General features: G+C 60.4%; 15 protein-coding genes and 1 pseudogene. 11 read left to right on the top strand and 5 right to left on the bottom strand.

Annotated elements, in window-relative coordinates; all coding sequences use genetic code 11:
- Positions 1–36 precede the first annotated feature (36 nt).
- The 8 genes from ABFC66_RS01295 (at position 37) to ABFC66_RS01260 (ending at position 8,764) form a co-directional block, all read left to right on the top strand.
- Positions 37–1,518, top strand: a complete 1,482-nt coding sequence (locus ABFC66_RS01295; protein WP_346739146.1) for a 4-hydroxyphenylacetate 3-hydroxylase N-terminal domain-containing protein — start codon at positions 37–39, stop codon at positions 1,516–1,518.
- Positions 1,518–2,978 carry an aldehyde dehydrogenase gene (locus ABFC66_RS01290; protein WP_346739145.1) on the top strand — a complete coding sequence of 487 codons (1,461 nt, stop codon included), beginning with the start codon at positions 1,518–1,520 and terminating at the stop codon, positions 2,976–2,978. The genes ABFC66_RS01295 and ABFC66_RS01290 overlap by 1 nt, the downstream gene beginning before the upstream one ends.
- A gap of 13 nt (positions 2,979–2,991) precedes the next feature.
- Positions 2,992–3,900, top strand: a complete 909-nt coding sequence (locus ABFC66_RS01285) for a VOC family protein (protein WP_346739144.1) — start codon at positions 2,992–2,994, stop codon at positions 3,898–3,900.
- Positions 3,901–4,002: 102 nt separating this feature from the next.
- On the top strand, positions 4,003–4,833 hold the full coding sequence (locus ABFC66_RS01280) for a fumarylacetoacetate hydrolase family protein (protein WP_346739143.1): 831 nt from the start codon (positions 4,003–4,005) through the stop codon (positions 4,831–4,833).
- Between the two features lie 11 nt (positions 4,834–4,844).
- Complete coding sequence (locus ABFC66_RS01275) at positions 4,845–5,627, top strand: aldolase/citrate lyase family protein (protein WP_346739142.1); 783 nt, start codon at positions 4,845–4,847, stop codon at positions 5,625–5,627.
- On the top strand, positions 5,617–6,408 hold the full coding sequence (locus ABFC66_RS01270; RefSeq protein WP_346739141.1) for a 4-oxalocrotonate decarboxylase: 792 nt from the start codon (positions 5,617–5,619) through the stop codon (positions 6,406–6,408). The genes ABFC66_RS01275 and ABFC66_RS01270 overlap by 11 nt, the downstream gene beginning before the upstream one ends.
- A gap of 95 nt (positions 6,409–6,503) precedes the next feature.
- Positions 6,504–6,959: a DUF3237 domain-containing protein gene (locus ABFC66_RS01265; protein WP_346739140.1), complete on the top strand. Its 456-nt coding sequence runs from the start codon at positions 6,504–6,506 to the stop codon at positions 6,957–6,959.
- A gap of 113 nt (positions 6,960–7,072) precedes the next feature.
- Entirely contained in the window at positions 7,073–8,764 is a 1,692-nt protein-coding gene (locus ABFC66_RS01260) for an FAD-dependent oxidoreductase (protein ID WP_346739139.1), read from the top strand.
- A gap of 104 nt (positions 8,765–8,868) precedes the next feature.
- On the opposite strand, the pseudogene ABFC66_RS01255 reads toward ABFC66_RS01260, so the two are convergent.
- The 3 genes and pseudogenes from ABFC66_RS01255 to ABFC66_RS01245 form a co-directional block, all read right to left on the bottom strand.
- Positions 8,869–9,035: pseudogene (locus ABFC66_RS01255) on the bottom strand (IS3 family transposase); the annotation flags it as partial.
- 86 nt (positions 9,036–9,121) lie between these two features.
- A complete protein-coding gene (locus ABFC66_RS01250) occupies positions 9,122–10,210 on the bottom strand; it encodes an LLM class flavin-dependent oxidoreductase (RefSeq protein ID WP_346739138.1) in 1,089 nt (362 codons plus the stop codon).
- A 39-nt stretch (positions 10,211–10,249) separates the two neighbouring features.
- Entirely contained in the window at positions 10,250–11,062 is an 813-nt protein-coding gene (locus ABFC66_RS01245; protein WP_346739137.1) for an enoyl-CoA hydratase-related protein, read from the bottom strand.
- A 156-nt stretch (positions 11,063–11,218) separates the two neighbouring features.
- On the opposite strand from ABFC66_RS01245, the gene ABFC66_RS01240 reads away from it, so the two are divergent.
- The 3 genes from ABFC66_RS01240 to ABFC66_RS01230 are packed head-to-tail and all read left to right on the top strand — an operon-like array spanning position 11,219 to position 14,972.
- Positions 11,219–12,322 carry an amidohydrolase family protein gene (locus tag ABFC66_RS01240; RefSeq protein ID WP_346739136.1) on the top strand — a complete coding sequence of 368 codons (1,104 nt, stop codon included), beginning with the start codon at positions 11,219–11,221 and terminating at the stop codon, positions 12,320–12,322.
- Positions 12,323–12,380: 58 nt separating this feature from the next.
- Positions 12,381–14,063 (top strand): amidohydrolase family protein, encoded by a 1,683-nt coding sequence (locus ABFC66_RS01235; RefSeq protein WP_346739135.1) that lies wholly within the window; start codon positions 12,381–12,383, stop codon positions 14,061–14,063.
- 15 nt (positions 14,064–14,078) lie between these two features.
- The gene (locus tag ABFC66_RS01230) at positions 14,079–14,972 is read left to right on the top strand and encodes an alpha/beta hydrolase (protein ID WP_346739134.1); all 894 of its coding nucleotides are present in this window, start codon (positions 14,079–14,081) and stop codon (positions 14,970–14,972) included.
- Here the strand turns inward: ABFC66_RS01230 and ABFC66_RS01225 are convergent, their stop codons facing one another.
- Positions 14,973–15,812 carry an IclR family transcriptional regulator gene (locus ABFC66_RS01225; protein ID WP_346739133.1) on the bottom strand — a complete coding sequence of 280 codons (840 nt, stop codon included), beginning with the start codon at positions 15,810–15,812 and terminating at the stop codon, positions 14,973–14,975.
- Between the two features lie 58 nt (positions 15,813–15,870).
- Positions 15,871–17,916 carry an NADPH-dependent 2,4-dienoyl-CoA reductase gene (locus ABFC66_RS01220; RefSeq protein WP_346739132.1) on the bottom strand — a complete coding sequence of 682 codons (2,046 nt, stop codon included), beginning with the start codon at positions 17,914–17,916 and terminating at the stop codon, positions 15,871–15,873.
- Positions 17,917–17,925: the final 9 nt, after the last annotated feature.

Here is a 17,925-nt window from a genome sequence, read left to right as displayed (position 1 = left end):
GGCCGGATGTCAATACAAGTATAAAGGGAGGAAGCCATGCCGGCACGTACGGGCGCGCAGTTTTTGGAAGGCCTCAGGCAACCCCGGGAGATTTGGGTCGACGACCGCAAGATCGAGAACGTCGCCGGCGATCCCGCATTCGCGGGCGCGGCGCGCGGTGTCGCAGCTGTCTACGATCTCCAGCACAAGGAGGCCGAGGCCTGCCTGATGCCGGATCCCGAGACGGGCGAGAAGATCAATGTCAGCCATATGATTCCCCGCTCGAGGCAGGATCTGGCGCGCCGTCGCGCGGGGCTGGAGAAAATCGCCGCCTATTCGGTGGGCCTGATGGGCCGTACGCCGGACTACATGAACGTGACCTATGCGGGCTTCGCGGGCCGCTCCGAGGAATGGGCCGTCAACGGCAACGAGGAAGGCGCGGAGAACCTCGTCAATTATCAGAAATATCTGCGCCGCAACGACATTTCGCTGACCCACACGATCGTCAATCCGACCATCGACAAGGCGCAGGGCGACGCGCCGCAACCCGGCAACGATGTGGCGCTTCGCAAGGTCGGCGAAACCGAGCACGGTATCGTCGTGCGCGGCGCGCGCATCCTCGCGACGCTTGCCCCCTTCGCCGACGAGATTGCGGTTTATCCGTCTCATCCCTTGCCGCCCGATTGCGACGAGTATGCGATCTCCTTCTGCATTCCGATGTCCACCCCCGGTCTCAAATTCATCTGTCGGGATTCATTTTCCGAAAGCAGAAATATTTTCGATCATCCGATCTCGACCCGGTTCGACGAGCAGGATGCCTTCGTGATCTTCGACAATGTCGAAGTGCCCCGGGACCGTCTGCACGTCAACTGCAACACTGCCGTCTACAACTCGGTCATGATGCGCAGCTGGTGGCCGAACGTCATGCAGCAGACGACGGTCCGGGCACTGACGAAACTTGAATTCGCCTGGGGTCTCGCCTCGCGGATGACCGAGGTGATCAACGACGTCAAGCCGCAGACATGGGAGATGCTCGGCGAAATCTGGAGCTATGCCGAATTGACGCGCGCCTGCCTGAAGGCCGCCGAGGACGGGGCTACCGACTATGGCAATGGCGTCTGGCTGCCGGATGCCCAGCCCTTCTCCGCCCTTCGCGCGTCGATGCCGCGATGGATGGCGCGGGTCAGCGAAATCATCCAGCTCATCGGGTCGCATAATGTCTTCGCCGCGCCGAGCCGCGCTCAACTCGACGATGCCGGTCTCCGTCCGCTCATCGATCATTATCTGCGCGGTGCCGGCGACGTGGGCGCCGAGCAGCGCGCCCGCGTCTTCCGGCTCGCCTGGGATTTCGTCGGCACGGGCCTTGCCGGCCGGAATCTTCAGTACGAACGCTTCTATCTCGGTTCTTCGGCACGCAACTATCAGATGGCCCATCTGTTTGGGGACCGCACGCGCGCCAACGAGTTGGTGGACCGCTTCCTGACGGAAGACATCGAAGTCGGGAAAAAAGCCGGAAGTCGCGTCACGGAGGCTGTGTGATGGCAGGAAATATTGCGAAGGTCGCCGGCGTCGAAATCTCGACCGATCACTGGATCGGCGGGCGGCGCGTCACCTCGTCACGAAAATTCGCGGACCTCTCGCCGATCGACGGCTCGCATCTCGCCGACGTCGCGGCGGGCGGCAAGGTGGAAGTCGATCAGGCGGTCGCCGCCGCACGCAAGGCGTTTCCGGCCTGGGCGGCCCTCGGGCCGAAGGGCCGTTTGCCGATCCTGAAGCGCTTTGCGGAAGGTATCAGAGCACGGGCGAACGAGCTTGCCGCCGTCGAGACGATGGACAATGGCTCGCTGCTCATCGGCAATGTTCATCGTGTCGTGCCCCGCGCCGCGCAGAACATCGAATTCTTTGCCGAATGGGCGCTGACGCTCCGGGGCCATTCGATCGACTCGCCCGAAGTCGTCAATCATGTGCGTTACGATCCGGCCGGCGTCGCGGCCTTGATCACGCCCTGGAACGCACCCTTGATGCTGACGACCTGGAAGGTCGGCCCGGCGCTCGCCGCCGGCAACACCGTCGTCGTCAAGCCGCCGGAATGGGCGCCGCTCACCTGCTCGCTGATGGCCGACATTGCCCATGCGGCGGGCGTACCGGCAGGCGTTCTCAATGTCGTGCAGGGCATCGGCGAGGAGGCGGGCGATGCGCTCGTCAATCATCCCGATGTCGACCGCATCAGCTTCACCGGGTCGACCGACACGGCGAAAATCATCGGCCAGGCCGCGGCGCGCTCGATCACGCCGATGAGCGCCGAGCTCGGCGGCAAGTCGCCCTTCATCGTTTGCGCCGATGCCGATCTCGACGCCGCCGCTCAGACAGTCGCCGCGCAATACATGAATGCGGGTCAGGTCTGCCTCGCCGGCACGCGCATCATGGTCGAAAAGTCGATCGAGCCGGGCTTTCTGGAAAAGGTGCGCACGGCTGCGAGCCACATGGTCGTCGGCGATCCGCGCGACAAGGACACGCGCGTCGGACCGCTGATCACCAAGGAGCATTTCGAACGCGTCGCCGGCTTCGTCGAGCGGGCGAAGGCGGACGGCGCCGTGCCGCTCTGGGGCGGCAGCCGCGCGAATTTCGGCGAGCTTTACTTCCAGCCGACGCTATTCGCCAACGTCAATCCGTCGCTCGAAATCGCCCAGCGCGAGGTCTTCGGCCCGGTGCTCACCTGGCAGAGTTTTTCCGACGATGACGAAGTGATCGAACTTGCCAACAACACGAAATACGGCCTGGCGGCGACGCTTTTCAGCGGCAACGAGGCGCGCGCGACCGCGATCGCCTCGCGGGTTGTGGCGGGCACCGTCTGGGTCAACTGCTTCTTCGTTCGCGATCTCGCGGCGCCCTTCGGCGGAAGCCGCGATTCAGGCATCGGCCGCGAAGGCGGAACCTGGAGCTTCGACTTCTATACCGACATAAAGAACATATCGGTCCGCAAAGGATCGTTTGCCTGAGGGAGGAACGGCTATGGTTCAGATCACGGAACTCGGCTATGCGGGGCTCGGCGTCAAAAGCCTCGAGCAGTGGAAGAAATATGCTTCGGACATTCTGGGCTTCGAGGTCGCCGACGAAGGCGAGGCGGGACGCTGCTACCTGCGCATGGACTACTGGCATCATCGTCTGATCCTCGAGGAAGACGGAAAGGACGATCTCAACTACCTCGGCTTCCGCGTCGCGGGCGTCGAGGAGTTCCGCGAGATGAAGAAGCAGCTCGAAGCCGCCGGCGTGAAGGTCCGGGTCGGCACGCCCGCCGAGGCCGACGATCGGCGTGTGCTCGAGATCATGAAGCTCGACGATGCGAGCGGTTTTCCGATCGAGATATTCCACGGGCCGCAAATCCAGGCCGACAAGCCTTTCCACCCCGGGCGGCGCATGCATGGCCGCTTCAAGACGGGCGACGGCGGGCTCGGCCATCTCATCCAGCGCGAGACGGTCGGCCTCGAAAAGACCTATGAGTTCTACAAGCTCCTCGGCATGCGCGGCGGCATCGAATACCGCATTCCCTTCCCGGGTCTGCCGCGGCCTTTCGACCTCATGTTCCTTCACTGCAACAGCCGCGACCACACGGTCGCCTTCGGACCGCCCGGCGAGAAGCGCATCAACCACATGATGTTCGAGGTCGAGAATTTCGACGACGTCGGGCTCGCCTATGAAATCGTACAGCAAAACGACATTCCGGTGACGATTGCGCCCGGGCGCCATGCCAACGATCACATGTATTCCTTCTACTTCCTGAATCCGTCGGGCTGGATGTGCGAGATCGGCTGGGGCGCGCGGCCGGCCACGCATCAGTCCGAATATTACCAGCGCGACACCTACGGACATCAGCCGGTGGCGGGTGTCATGAAAGGCGTCATGGAAGTCGCCGCCGAATAATTGTCCGCCGCTTCCCCCGATATACGGGCGGCGGATATTGCCGGGGAGCCTGTCGGATCGGCTCCCCGGCTATTTCAATTTAAAAAAGAGTGGGAGGGATGAATGTCTGTGTTGAATGGCCCGCGCGATGAGTGGCGGCGCATCCTGCATGAGGGAACGCCGAAATGGGTGCGGCCGGAAGGCGACAGGCTGCGGCTTGGCGACGGGCGTCTGGTGCCAGATGCCGAGGCGATTTATCTGCCGCCTTGCGATCCGACCAAGATCATCTGCATTCATCTGAACTACGACTCCCGCCGTGTCGAGTTCAAGGCGCCGCCGCTCGTCACGCCAACCTACTTCCAGAAGCCACTGACGACGCTCAATTCCCATCGCGGCTTTCTCAACCGGCCGGCGAACTGCAAGTACCTCAATTATGAAGGCGAGATCGCGGCGATCGTTGGCAAGCCGATGCGCAATGTCGCGCGCGAAGATGTCTGGGACTATCTCGCGGGCTTCGCACCGGCGAACGACGTCGGTGCGCAGGATTTCCGCGACACCGATGCGGGCTCCATGCTGCGCGTGAAGGGGCAGGACGGCTTCTGCCCGGTCGGCCCCGGCATTGTCAGGGGCGTCGACATCCGCAAAGAGCGTGTGCGCACCTATATCAACGGCAAGATGGTGCAGGATGGGCCGGTCAGCGAGATGACCTTCCCGATCGACTACATCTTCGCCGATCTCTCCCGCCACATCACCTTCCTGCCGGGCGACATCGTGCTGACCGGCACGCCGGCGAATTCGCGGCCGATGAACCCGGGCGACGTCGTCGAGGTCGAGGTGACGGGCGTTGGCAAGGTCACCAACACGGTGCAGGAGGTCCCGGCACCCGCTCACAAGGTCGGCCATGAGCCCACGGATACCGAGATAGTTCGTCGCGTTGCTCTCGGGCAATTCTGAGGGATATGAAAATGGCGGAAGCCGTGTCTCTGAAATCGCGTTGGGCGGCTGGAGAGGTGACATTCGGCGCCTGGTGCATGATGCCCGGCGCGCTCGGAGTCGAGGCCGTTTCGTCGCTTGGCTTCGACTGGATACTCGTCGATATGCAGCATGGCTGCATGGACTACGGACAGGCGCTTGATATGATCCGCGCCGCCGACATTCGCGGACTTCCAGCAATTGTACGTGTGCCCTGGAACGAGCCGGGAATCATCGGCCGCGTTCTGGACGCGGGCGCCCTTGGCGTCGTCGCTCCGATGATTCAGACGGCCGACGATGCGAGGAGTCTGGTCGACTCCTGCCGCTATCCGCCGGTTGGGCGCCGCAGCTTCGGGCCTGTGCGTGTCGGAACGCGCGACGGCGCGGGCTATGCCTTCACGGCCAATGACCGTGTTGCCGTCATTCCGATGATCGAGACGCGCTCCGCGCTCGATCAGGTCGATGAAATCGTCGGCTTGCCGGGGGTCGATGCCGCCCTGGTGGGGCCGTTCGACCTTTCGGTCGCGCTTGGCCTGCCGCCGGGAGACAATGACGGAAAGCCTGTTTTCGACGATGCCATAAAAACCATTGTCGCTGCCTGCCGGCGGCACGGCAAGGCGGTAGCCGTCCTGTCGAACGCAATCGTCGCGCCGCTGCGCGTCGCGCAGGGGTTTCAGATGGTCTCGGTTACGACAGACATTGCGGCGCTCTCTTCGGCGAGCTTGGCGAGCCTCACGGCTGTGAAAGAAAAAACTGGAACAAAAAATGCTGGATAGTGCGACAAGGTCAAAAATCGTTGACGAGCTTTTCGACGTCTACGAGACACGCAGGCCGCTCCGGCGGCTGACCGGAACCTATCCTGGCTTGACCGTCGAGGATTCCTATCTGGTTCAGGAAGAGTTCGTCCGCCGCAAGGTTGACGCGGGCGCGAAGGTGAAGGGCTACAAGGTAGGGCTCACGTCGAAACCGATGCAGGAAATGGCCGGATCTTCGGAGCCGGATTTCAGCGCCATAACCGACGACATGTTCCTGCCTGAAGCGACGCCGATCGATGCTTCCCGGTTTTTCCGCCCGATGATCGAAATCGAAATCGCATTCGTCATGAAGCACGCGCTCAAGGGGCCGGGCGTGCTGCCCGTCGACGTCATCAGGGCGACCGATTTTGTTGTCCCTGCGATTGAGATTGTCGATTTCCGCGTAATGCCGGAGCCCGGTTTCGGCATAATCGACACCGTGGCCGATCTGGCTGCCTGCGGCGCTGTCGTGCTGGGCGCCAATCCAAGACGGCTCGACGCGATCGACGTGCGGCGCGTGCATGGCGAATTGAGGTTGAACGGCAAGTTGGAAGTCGAGGGCGAAGCCTCGGCGGTTCTGGGCAATCCCGTCACGTCCGTCGCCTGGCTTGCGAACAAGCTCGGCCAATTCGGCGTTGTTTTCGAGCCGGGGCAGGTCGTGCTTACCGGGTCCTTTGTGCGGGCAATCCCCGTTAAGGCCGGCGACGACGTTTTGTGCCGCTTCGACCAGGGATTGGGCGATCTGTCGATGAGTTTTACCTGAGTCGTGGACGGCCGGTGACTGCGCCAGATAGGAAAAGTGTCGCGCAATTTCTCGCTAATATAGGTTGTATCATTCTGTATAAGGATTAAAAGCACATGAAGCTGGTTCCTTTGATGAAAATTCACGTTCTTGTCGCCTCGCCATTGGACATCGGCGACACGACGCATGGCAAGCGGCTTGTCGCCAACATTACGGGGGGCGCGTTCGAGGGCAAGCGCCTCACGGGCACCGTTTGCAGTAGTGGCGCCGACTGGATCGTCATCGATTCCGAGAATTTGGGGCATATCGACGTGCGGATCGTTCTGCAGACGAACGACGGCGCACACATCTATGTTCATTATACGGGCTTTCTCGAATATAACGACAAGTTCGTTACTGCGGCGCTCAGCGGCGGAGAAACGAAAATCGGCGACTCGTATTTTTTGAGCCAGCTGCGTTTCGAGACGGGCGCCGAAAAATACAAATGGTTGAACAGGGTTCTGGGCGTCGGCGAAGGACGCGTTTACCCCGGCGGCATCGAGTATCAGGTTTACGAGCAGGCGCACGATTGAGACATGCACCCCGGAGAGCGGGAGGTGGCGGGTCGCCCGCTTGCAGCGCCGCGTGAACGAACAGCGGGCGGCATAGGGTTTCGGGGCGTCGGACAAATTTAGGGAGCACGCATATGGCTGACAACGGAGCGGGAACCGGCATTCGCTGGGACAAGGAAGTGGACTGGCTGGTCGTGGGCGGCGGCGGCGCCGGAATGGTGTCGGCTCTGACGGCCAATCATCTGGGCCTCGACACGCTGGTGATCGAAAAAGCGCCTTATATGGGCGGCAGCACGGCTCGATCGGGTGGCGTGGTCTGGATTCCCAACAATTACCTGGTGCGCGAAGGCGGGTTACCTGACTCGGAGGAACGGGCCAGGAGCTACATGGCCAGCACGGTCGGCAACCGCGTGCCCTCGGAAGTTCAGGAATCGTTTGTGAAGTACGGTCCGCAGATGATCGAGTTCCTGCGCGATCACACTGAAACGCGCTTCGTTTGGAGCAAGGGATATTCGGACTATTACCCTGAAGCGACTGGCGGCTTCCCTGAAGGCCGCGCCCTGGAAGCCGTTCCCTTCAACGGAACTTTGCTTGGCGCCAATCAGAAATATTTCCGCCCGCCGGTTCTGTCGGGCACTCATTACGCCGGCCTCCTGCTGTTCGAGTTGTTTTCGGTCGCCCGGATGCGCCGTCATTGGGACGGAAAACGCAAGTTCATGAAGGCGGCTTTCAACACGATCACAAACAGGCTGCTTGGAAGAAAAGTAATGACGGCGGGGCAGGGCACCGCTGGTCGGCTCTTTTACTCCATATTGCGTGCCAACATTCCGTTCGAAGTGAATACGGCCCTGACGTCGCTGGTGACGGAGAACGGTCGCGTCGTGGGCGCCGAGGTGTCGAAGGGCGGCAGGACGCTTCGGTACAAGGCGCGGCGCGGCGTGGCGCTGACCGCCGGCGGTTTCGCCCACAATCAGGAAATGCGCGATCGTTATCTGCCGCATCCCACAAGCTCGAAATGGTCGCTTGCCGCCGAAAGCGATACGGGCGACGCCATTCGTGCCGGGGAGAGCATTGGTGCCCGGCTCGATCTGATGGACGACGCCTGGTGGGGTCCGGTGAGTCACGTAAACGCCAACGAGAACCCGCATTTTTGCGTTCTCGAACGCTCGCTGCCGGGATCGATGATCGTGAATTCCTCGGGCGATCGCTTTGTAAACGAAGCGGCGCCCTATTGCGACGTGGTCACCAGGATTTACGAGGTGCATAACGGGACAGGCACGTCCTGCGTGCCGGTATGGCTTATCCTGGATAAGGCGTACAAGGATTACTATATGATTGCCTCGAACATGCCGCGCCAGCCCATGCCGAAGCGGTGGAACGAAAGCGGCGACGTGGTCTCGGCGCCAGGCCTTGCGGAACTTGCGGAGAAGATAGGTGTTCCGGCGGATCGTCTCGCGAAGTCGATGGAGCGATTCAACAAGCTTGCCGAGACCGGCGTCGATGAGGACTATCATAGGGGCGACAGTGCGCATGACCGCATGTACGGCGATCCCTATTTCAAAAATCCGAACCTGGCGCCGTTGACGAAAGCTCCCTTCTTCGCCATCCGGCTCTATCCCGGCGACATCGGCACGCGCGGCGGGCTTGTTATCAACAAGTTCGGACAGGTGGTCTCGCAGTCGGGTGAGGTTATCGAGGGCCTTTGGGCGGCGGGAAACAGCACGGCGTCCATCATGGGGAATTCCTACCCCGGACCCGGCGCGACCATCGGCCCGGCCATGACATTCGGTTACATTTCCGCCATGAAAGGAGCGGGACGCATCTGACGTTTTAGGTGTGTTTGACCTGGAAATTGTCGGCCCGCCAGTTCCCGGAGGGCGGCCTCCTGAAGGTGGCCGTGTGGCCTGCTGCCCGTCTCGTGGACGTCGAGTTAAGCTGACAGCATCTTCTTTTCGAATTCCATAGGGCTCAAGTACCCGAGCGTCGAGTGCCGGCGCAGGAGATCGTAGACGTGTTCGATATCTCGAACACGTCTACCTTGGCCTGGTCTCTTGTGTGGTCGGTCTTGCGGGCCACCCGTTCGATCTGGAGCGATGCATCGGCGCATCGGCGACAAGCCGGGTCGTCGCAGAATTCATGGACCAACCCACCGCCCGGCGCGACGACTTCCGGAAACAATTGCGTCAAGCCACCTTACGTTTGCTGCTTTTTCTTAGGACCGGTATGACGTGTCTGGCGAAGGAACGCATGCTTTCGGCTGCCTCCTCGTAGCTCATGCCGCCGAAAAGGAAGCAGGGATTGATGTCGAATTCGCCCAGAAGCGATTTGCGATATTCGAACTTCTCGACGATTTCCTGGGGCGTCCCCCAGGCCGTGACATCAAGATAGGTCTTGGCCATTCCACCCTTGCCGAGCGCGCGAATGGCATCGACGGCCTGGGCGTAGGACTCGTAGCCCTTAGCGTTTTTAAAATGCTCGCCGGCCAGTTCATAGTGATCGAGTACCGAAAGCAGATAGTTGGTCACATATTTCTGTCCCAACTCCTTCGCGCGAGCAGGATCGGTGTCGCAATAGGTGAAGTCGCATATCATGATCGGCGGTGCGTCGTCGCCATGCTGCGTCTTGTATGCTGCCCTGTATTCCTTGACGGCCTCGGCCTGGGCCTCCCACGGCTTTTGAGCGAAGATCACCATCCGCGCGCCAGCCTTCGCGCACTGAAGAACAGATTCCGGCGACATGGCGACCTGATAGATGCGCCCCTTGAAGGAGCCGCGCGGATTGGGACGGATTTCGGTCCGCTTCTGCGGATAGAAGGGGCCGCTTCCTTCGATGAAGCCGGTCTCGAGAGCGTCGATGATCATCGGGCTTGCTTCATCGAAGCGTTGGCGCGCTTCGTCCATGTTCACGCCCATGCCGGCATATTCCTTGCGCGCCAGGCCGCGACCCATGCCGAAGAGTGTTCGTCCCTGGCAAAGGTGATCCAGCAGGACGACCTTTTCCGCGATCCGAACGGGCACATTCCAGGGAAGGATGACGGCGCCGGTGCCCAGCTTGATGCGTTTGGTGCGCGCCGCCATGTAGCTCAGGAACTGGGTGTTGTCGGGACAAAACGAATAGTCCGCGAAATGATGCTCGACGGGCCACAATGCGTCGAAGCCGAGTTCTTCCGCCAAAAGCCCGAGACGGATCTCCTCGTCATAGACCTGGCCGTCGGTTACGCCGGAGTTGGCTCTGTCGAAATTCTGAAAAACCATCTGAATGCCGAACTGCATCGGAACGTCTCCCTGTCGTAATGATTTCGGTTTCTTGTTTCAGCGGCCCTTATAGTTCGGCTTGCGCTTCTCCATGAATGCCTTGGGCCCCTCGCGGGCATCCTCGGTCTTGAACACGGGTGCCGCGAAGCGCGACTCCATACCCATCGCCTCGCTCTCGGGGCGTCCCAGACATTCGCGGGCGGATTTGCGAATCGCCTGAACGGCGATCGGCCCATTCGCGGCAATCTTCTCCGCGAGTTCGAATGCCGCGTCGAGCACCTGCTTCTGGGGAACGACACGATTCAGGAATCCCAGATCGTAGGCTTCCTGCGCGCTGATCAGATCGCCGGTGAGCAGCAGTTCCATCGCCCTTGCATAAGGTATCTGGCGCGGAAGGCGCACCGTTGAGCCGCCGCCCGGAAAAATCGCCCATTTGACTTCCTGCACACCGAGCTTTGCGGTATCCGCGGCGATACGCATGTCAGTTCCTTGTGCCAGCTCCATCCCGCCTGCGACGGCAAAGCCGTTGATCGCGGCGATGACCGGCTTTGTCACGTCGAATGTGCGCAACAAGCCTTTGGCCAGGATATTCGGATCGTCCAGAATTTTCTGGTCCCATTCGTTTTGCGGTTTACGGGCGCCATTTATGAGCGGGATGAGTTGCCCGAGATCCGCGCCCGAACAAAACGCCTTGTCTCCGGCGCCGGTGACGATGGCGACGCGGATATTCGCATCGTCGCGCACCTCTTCCCAATGACCGGCAAGCCGGACCAACATCTCCGGACTGAACGAGTTGCGCGCTTCTGGGCGGTTGAGCGTGACAAGGGCGATATGGCCCATTTTTTTGAGCAGGGCCGGTTCCATCGTCATGTTCGCGTCTCCTCCGAATAACAGATATGTGTTTTTGATCGCATGGATGTAAATTTATCTAGACTCGGGTTGCGCGGCCAGCGAATATTTCTGATCAGGGATTATCAAATTAAAAGTCGCAGCCTTGAAACCAAATGCGACGCTGGGAGAAAGCCGATGATCAAGAAGCCCATATCCGCGGACTCGCACATCACCGAACCTCCGCATTGCTATGTTGATTACATTGATCCCAAATTCCGCGATCGCGCGCCGCGCATCCAGCGGATCGACAAGGTCGGCGACGCTTTCATCGTCGATGGTATGGGGTCTCCAGTTCCGATGGGGCTGGTGGCCGCCGCCGGTAAGGATCCGGCGGAGATCACGACAGAGGGTGTCGCCTTCGAAGACCTGTGGAAGAGCGGCTGGGACGCCAAGTTCCGCGTCGCGGACCAGGAGAAGGACGGCGTTGCGGCCGAGTTCATCTATCCGACGGTCGGAATGGTGATCTGCAACCATCCCGACTTCGACTACAAGAAGGCCTGCTTCGACGCTTATAATCGCTGGTTGCGGGAATACTGCGCGGAGGCACCTGACCGTCTTTACGGTCTTGCGCAGGTTTCCATGCGATCGCCGGAAGATGGCGTTGCGGAAATCAGGCATGCGAAGGAGATGGGGTTCAAGGGCGTGATGATGCCCGGAAACCCCGCCGTCGAGGATTATGATTCAACTGTATACGACAAGGTCTGGGCGACCGCTGTCGAGTGCGACATGCCGCTCTCGTTCCACATCCTGACCGGTAAATCGGACAGTCTTTCGGGTCAGGTCCGGGGACCGCGTATAAACGGCTTCCTGTCGATCATTCGTGGCTGCCAGGACGTGATGGGCACCTTCATATTCGGCGGTGTCTTCGATCGCTTCCCCAACCTCAAGGTTGTCTGCGTCGAGGCCGACGCGGGCTGGGTTCCGCACTACATGTATCGCATGGACCATGCCTACAAGCGTCATCGCTACTGGATGAAGGCACCGCCGCTCAAGCGCATGCCGAGCGAATATTTCAACGACAACATCTATGTGACGTTCCAGGACGACTGGGTTGCCTTCAGAATGAAGGATATGTGCAACGTTCGCCGCCTGATGTGGGCGAACGACTTCCCACATTCGGATTCGACCTGGCCCTGGTCGCAAGCGATGCTCGAAGAGCACACGAAAAATCTGAGCGAGCAGGAACGCAACTGGATATGCCACGACAACGTCGCGGAACTCTACAAGCTTGCCGTTTGACGCTCCGTATACGGACATACTGGCTTGATGTTTTGCGATTCATAGAAAGGGCGTTTTCATGGACTACGACCTGAAGATCGTGGGCGGATTCATCGTGGACGGCACCGGCTCCCCGGGTTATGCCGGAGACATCGGTATTTGCGATGGCAAAGTTGTGGCTATGGGACACGCCCCCGCCGGTGCGAGAACGACGATCGACGCCCGGGGGCAGGTGGTTGCTCCCGGCATCGTCGACATCCATACGCATTACGATGCGCAACTTCTTTGGGACAGGAAGCTGTCGATCTCGCCGTGGCACGGTGTGACGACGGTCGTGGTGGGCAATTGCGGCTTCGGCATCGCACCGACGCGCAAGGAGCACCGCAGCCTTATTCTGCGGACGCTCGAGAATGTCGAGGGCATGAGCGTCAAGGCGCTTGAGGCCGGTCTCGGCGATGAATGGGGGTTCGAGACGTTTCCCGAATATCTCGACGTCGTGGAAAAGAAGGGTACGTTGATCAACGTGGCCGTTCTTCTGGGGCATACGCCGCTTCGCCTCTATGCCCTCGGGCCTGAATCCACCGAACGGGCGGCGCGGCCGGAGGAGGTCAGGCAAATGAAAAACCTGATGCGCGAGGGCCTCGAAGCGGGCGCACTCGGTTATGCGACCTCGAAATCGCCGACGCATGTAGGCTACGAGGGCAGACCGGTTCCAAGCCGGCTGGCGGAGTTCAGCGAGATACGGGAGATCGCATCGGCGCTGGGCGACGCGGGCGAAGGCGTGATACAGGCGACTGTCGGCAAGGAACTGTCATTCGACGAATTCGCGGAATTGAACCGCGTTTCCGGCCGCCATGTCAGTTGGACGGCGTTGCTGGGCGGCGGCGGGGTGCTGAATGTAGGCTCCGCGGCCGAGCAGTTGGCGCGTTCAAACGAACTTCAGTCGGCTGGTTACGCGGTATTTCCGCAGGTCACCTGCAGGCCGCTCAATTTTGAATTTCGATTCGATCAGCCGTTTCTGTTCCAGAGCATGCCGGTCTTCGCGCCGGTGAACAAAGCCGACCGCGCGGAAAAACTGCGGCTTTACGCCGACAACTCTTTCCGAGCGGGATTCCGGGACGCGATGCGCGGTCCGATGCTCAATGCGTGGGACAAGGCGGTCATCGCTCATTGTCCGGATCGGCCGGAGTTCGGGGAACGGCTGGTGCGCGATGTAGCAGCGGAACTCGGATGCAACTCGATTGATCTTGCGTTGGACCTCTCGATTCAAAGCGATCTGCAAACGCGGTTCCGCCTGCCGGTCGCGAACGCGGACGAAGATGAAGTGGCAACGTTGCTGCGCGATTCCTGCACGGTGCTCGGCCTCTCGGACGCAGGCGCGCATGCGAGCCAACTCTGCGATGCTTGTTTTTCCACGCATCTTCTCGGGAGATGGGTCCGTGAAAAGCGCGTTTTGACGCTGGAGGAGGCGGTCCGGATGCTGACATCGCGGCCCGCCGAGGTGTTCGGCATCAAGGATCGCGGTCGTCTCGCTGTGGGAATGCCCGCCGATGTCCTGATCTTCGACGCCGAAACGGTTGGCGCAAGTCCCCTTCGCAGAGTCTACGACCTGCCTGCTGGCGAAGACCGACTGATTTCCGATGCTTCGGGCATTTCAGCCGTCGTCGTCAACGGGACATTGGTCCGGCGCAATGGCGTCGATGTGTTGGGCGCCGAAGGTCGTTTGCCGGGCCGTCTGTTGCGACATGGCGCGGCGGCCTGAGGAGGGCGTGCAAAAATGAGTCTTGAGGAACTTGCTGTCGTTCGTCAGCTGCTTACGGGCCTTGTGACCGAGGAGGCTCGTTCTCTTGAGGATTTTCGTACCTCGTATGACGAGGCCGGAAAAGCGTTTGGTCTTCCCGAAGGCGTGACGGTCACGCCGGTTTCCGCCGGCGGGGTTCCCGGCGAATGGCTGGCGCCGGCTGTCGGCGTCGGCAAGCGGGTTTTGCTCTATCTGCATGGAGGGGGCTATGCGCTTGGTTCTCTCGACTCGCATCGCCATCTTGCGGCGCATATAGCTCTTGCCCTGAATGGCCGGGTTCTGCTGATCGACTACAGGCGGTCGCCAGAGCATCCATTTCCGGCTGCGGTCGATGATGCACTTGCTTCTTATCGCTGGTTAATCGAGACGGGTGTCGATCCGGCGAAGCTCGCCGTGGCAGGAGATTCGGCTGGTGGCGGTCTGACGGTCGCTACGCTTCTTGCGGCGCGCGATGCTGGTCTCAGACTTCCGGCCGCAGCCGTTTGTATTTCGCCTTGGGCCAATCTTGAAAATAAAGGCGCATCCTACGGCGCGAAGGCGAATGTGGACCCGATGGTGCGCCATGCCGATCTTGAGCTGTGGACGGCGGCCTATCTGGGTACTTCAACCCCGCGCAGGATGCCTCTAGCATCGCCAGTATACGCCGATCTCAAGGGATTGCCGCCATTCCTGATTCAGGTCGGCAGTTCGGAGGTTTTGCTCTCGGATAGCCATTTATTGGCCGATAGATTGAAAGAAGCCGGCGTATCCGCCGATCTTCATGTCTGGCCGAACATGATTCATGTCTGGCACTGGTTTGCGCCGGTCTTGAGCGAAGGCCGGGCGGCGATCGACGAGATGGCCGGCTTCCTGAATACAAAGCTCGGATGATTACGGCGCTATATCATCGTCGCCTTCGAGCTGGTCCACGTCGCCGAGGGTCTCCTTAAGGCTTTGACCGTTTTGTGAAATGTGCTCGGCGATGGCGTTTTTCAATAACTCTGTGAATGTTTGTTTGCGACTGCGAAAATACTCTTTGGGAGCGGCTATTCCGATGGCGACCGGACGTCCGGACGGGCCCGTTGGAATGGGCATCGCCAGCATGGTGGCCCCCGGAGTCACGAGATCGCTGTAAAGCGCGAAGCCGCGTTTTCTGATTCTTTGAAGTTCGTCTTCGATCTCCTGCGTCGATGCTCGTCGCTCCGGCATGGCGGCAAGGGCGTCCTGAATCAAACGTCTCGCTTCGGGTAAGGGAAGTTCGCTGAGCAGAACGCGGCCAATCGTCGAAAAAGCGAGCATTCGCCTGGTGCTTGGCTTGACATGAAAGCGGATGGGCGACGTGCCTTGAATCACCTTTATATATTGAGCATGGTCTCCCAGACGCGCGGCGAGGATGATCGTGCACCCCGTATCGGCCGAAAGCCGTCTCATAAGGCGCCGAACATTCCGGATAGGTAACGCCTCGGCCTCCACCCAGTTGCCCAGCAGAGATATCCGGATGCTCGGAAAAAAAGTCCTGCCCTGGTCGTCGTGCTCCAGATAACCGAGGCTGACAAGGCTCTTCAAAAGAGCTGCGGTGCTGGAATGAGGATAACTCAGCGCCTGCGCCACGTCTTGAATCGTCACCGGGCGTCTGACTTCGTCGAAATACTCGAAAATCTCCAGAACGCGGGTCGCGGATTTTACCGTTGTCGCCGAGGGTAGTTCGGATTTGAGGATGTTAGTGTTCATGCGACAACTCTGATTTCATATGGTCTCTTGCCACGCCCTCGTTTTTTCATTTGTTTCCTCAAAGAGAGAGCGCGAGGCGCGTGCCGTCCTCGATCGCCCTGACCGCATCAAGTTGCTGCGGCTTGTCGACGCCGCCGATTGCATGAACGGGTTTGCCCAGGGATCGTGCGAACGACAACGCGTCGTCCGCCGATTCCTGCCCGGCACAGACGACAATCGTGTCGACTTTCAACGTCTGCGGTTTGCCGCCTGCTTCGATGTGGAGCCCGGCGTCGTCGATTTTCAGATAGGTTACATTGCCGGTCATCGTAACGCCGCGGAACATCACCTCCAGGAAGTTTGCCCATCCCCGCGTCTTGCTCAGGCCAGCGCCGAAACTGTCGCGCGCCTTGCGTTGGAGAAGATGAACCTTGCGGACAGACGGCCATTGATGATTGGCGGCCAGCAATGCGCCCGGTTGCGTATAACTCAAATCAATTCCCCACTCGGAGGAAAATCTCTCGATGTCGGGCTGTGACGGATCGTGCGCGCCATGCGGGTGCGAGAGGAGCGCCGCCACGTCGAAGCCGATGCCGCCGGCACCGATAATGGCAACCTCGGCGCCGACGTGTGCGGGATTTGTGATTGCCTCTACATAGGTCAGGACAGACGGGTGATCCGCACCCGGAATGTCGAGACGGCGTGGGCGAACGCCGGTTGCGACGACGATTTCGTCAAATCCTCCGCTCTCCAGATCGGCGAGCGAAGCCGGCCGGCCGCACCGAACCTCGACGCCCAGTTCGTCGAGCCGGTTCCTGAAATAGCGGATGGTTTCGGCATAGTCCTCCTTGCCGGGAATCCGTCGCGCCAGATTGAACTGACCGCCGATTTCGATGTCGGCTTCGAATAGCGCCACCTTGTGGCCGCGTTTGGCTGCGGTCACAGCGCAGGCAAGACCCGCCGGGCCGCCGCCAAGGACCGCGATGTGCTTTCCCCTGGCTGCTGGCACGATCTTGAATTCGACTTCCCGGCATGCCGCAGGATTGACCATGCAGGTTGTCAGCCGTCCGGTGAAGGCATTGTCGAGGCAGGCCTGATTGCAGCCGATGCAAGTATTGATGTTCGACGATGCGCCTGATGCCGTTTTCGTGACAAAATCGGGATCGGCCAATAGCGGACGCGCGAGCGAAACCATGTCGGCCTGTCCGTCCGCAATCAGTTGCTCCGCCTGCTCTGGCGTATTGATCCGGTTGGAAGCGACCACAGGTATCGCGACTTCCGCCTTGAGCCGCTTGATCGCCCAGGTGAAAGCTCCGCGGGGCACCATATGAGCGATCGTCGGCACACGCGATTCATGCCAGCCTATGCCGGTGTTGAGGATGTTCGCTCCGGCCCCCTCGACATCTTTTGCAAGGGCGGCGACGTCCGGCCAAGAATTTCCCCCCTCGACGAGATCGAGGACGGATATCCGGTAGACGACAATGAAGTCCAAGCCGCAATGCTTGCGGACATGCCTCACGACCTCAACCGGCAAGCGTCGCCGGTTTTCAGCCGAGCCGCCCCACTCGTCTGTGCGCTGATTTGTACGCGCCGCAGTGAACTGATTGAGAAAATAGCCCTCCGAACCCATGATTTCAACGCCGTCGTATCCGGCTTCGCGGGCGAGCGCCGCGGCGGTGCCGAAATCCTCGATAGTCTGAAGGATTTCCTCATCGCTCAGGGCGCGGGGCGTAAGCGGGTTGATGCGGGATCTGACTGCGGAGGGCGCCACCAGTTCTGCGTGCCGACCGTAGCGGCCAGCATGCAGGAGCTGGAGAACGATCTTTCCACCTTCGTCGTGGACGGCGCGTGTAATCACACGATGACCCTCAACGAGGTCTTCGGTCATGACCGACGCGCGCTCTGCGAGCCTTCCCGCCCTGTTCGGTGAAATGCCGCCGGTGACAAGAATTCCGACACCACCCTTGGCGCGTGTTGCGAAGAACCTGGCCTGCCGCGCGAAGCCGTCCGGCATCTCTTCGAGGCCGGTGTGCATCGATCCCATCAACACGCGATTTCTGAGTGTCGTAAACCCCAGATCGAGCGGTTGAAGCAGATGAGCAAAGTGGTTTGATATTTTTTTCACTTTGACCAA

This window comes from Parvibaculum sp., from assembly GCF_039680535.1.
Taxonomy (GTDB): Bacteria; Pseudomonadota; Alphaproteobacteria; order Parvibaculales; family Parvibaculaceae; genus Parvibaculum.
This window is presented reverse-complemented; position numbering and strand designations above follow the sequence as displayed.

What these genes read in the sequence shown, in the direction of transcription:
- ABFC66_RS01250 (WP_346739138.1), bottom strand. Translation starts at nt 10,210, where the DNA reads ATGCAGTTCGGCATTCAGATGGTTTTTCAGAATTTCGACAGAGCCAAC.
- ABFC66_RS01265 (WP_346739140.1), top strand. Translation starts at nt 6,504, where the DNA reads ATGAAGCTGGTTCCTTTGATGAAAATTCACGTTCTTGTCGCCTCGCCA.
- ABFC66_RS01245 (WP_346739137.1), bottom strand. Translation starts at nt 11,062, where the DNA reads ATGACGATGGAACCGGCCCTGCTCAAAAAAATGGGCCATATCGCCCTT.
- ABFC66_RS01295 (WP_346739146.1), top strand. Translation starts at nt 37, where the DNA reads ATGCCGGCACGTACGGGCGCGCAGTTTTTGGAAGGCCTCAGGCAACCC.
- ABFC66_RS01225 (WP_346739133.1), bottom strand. Translation starts at nt 15,812, where the DNA reads ATGAACACTAACATCCTCAAATCCGAACTACCCTCGGCGACAACGGTA.
- ABFC66_RS01280 (WP_346739143.1), top strand. Translation starts at nt 4,003, where the DNA reads ATGTCTGTGTTGAATGGCCCGCGCGATGAGTGGCGGCGCATCCTGCAT.
- ABFC66_RS01275 (WP_346739142.1), top strand. Translation starts at nt 4,845, where the DNA reads ATGGCGGAAGCCGTGTCTCTGAAATCGCGTTGGGCGGCTGGAGAGGTG.
- ABFC66_RS01270 (WP_346739141.1), top strand. Translation starts at nt 5,617, where the DNA reads ATGCTGGATAGTGCGACAAGGTCAAAAATCGTTGACGAGCTTTTCGAC.
- ABFC66_RS01235 (WP_346739135.1), top strand. Translation starts at nt 12,381, where the DNA reads ATGGACTACGACCTGAAGATCGTGGGCGGATTCATCGTGGACGGCACC.
- ABFC66_RS01240 (WP_346739136.1), top strand. Translation starts at nt 11,219, where the DNA reads ATGATCAAGAAGCCCATATCCGCGGACTCGCACATCACCGAACCTCCG.
- ABFC66_RS01290 (WP_346739145.1), top strand. Translation starts at nt 1,518, where the DNA reads ATGGCAGGAAATATTGCGAAGGTCGCCGGCGTCGAAATCTCGACCGAT.
- ABFC66_RS01230 (WP_346739134.1), top strand. Translation starts at nt 14,079, where the DNA reads ATGAGTCTTGAGGAACTTGCTGTCGTTCGTCAGCTGCTTACGGGCCTT.
- ABFC66_RS01285 (WP_346739144.1), top strand. Translation starts at nt 2,992, where the DNA reads ATGGTTCAGATCACGGAACTCGGCTATGCGGGGCTCGGCGTCAAAAGC.
- ABFC66_RS01260 (WP_346739139.1), top strand. Translation starts at nt 7,073, where the DNA reads ATGGCTGACAACGGAGCGGGAACCGGCATTCGCTGGGACAAGGAAGTG.